Source organism: Gilvimarinus sp. 1_MG-2023 (assembly GCF_030548285.1).
Genome location: NZ_JAUOSC010000275.1, coordinates 1 through 392 on the forward strand (window position 1 = coordinate 1; position 392 = coordinate 392).

Here is a 392-nt window from a genome sequence, read left to right on the forward strand (position 1 = left end):
GGCGAGCACGGGTTAACGCGATTTCGTCATCGCCCAATGGGGCGCCGTGGCAATCTTCCTTGCCTTCCTTGTTGGGTGAGCCAAAACCGATAATGGTCTTGCAGCAAATCAGCGTCGGTTGCTCGGTGTTGGCACGAGCTGTCTCGATAGCCATACGGATTTCTTCCGCATCGTGTCCATCCACATGACGTATCACTTGCCAGCCATAGGCTTCAAAACGAGCGGCGGTATCATCGGTAAACCAGCCTTCGACTTCCCCATCAATGGAAATGCCGTTGTCATCGTAGAAGGCAACCAGCTTGCCCAACCCCAGAGTGCCGGCCAGTGAACACACTTCGTGAGAGATGCCTTCCATCATGCAGCCGTCACCCATAAAGACATAGGTGTTATGG

Annotated in this window: 1 pseudogene; it reads right to left on the minus strand. The window is 54.1% G+C overall.

The features are described 5' to 3' along the window. Positions 1-392, minus strand: a pseudogene (locus tag Q4563_RS16770) (transketolase); the annotation flags it as partial.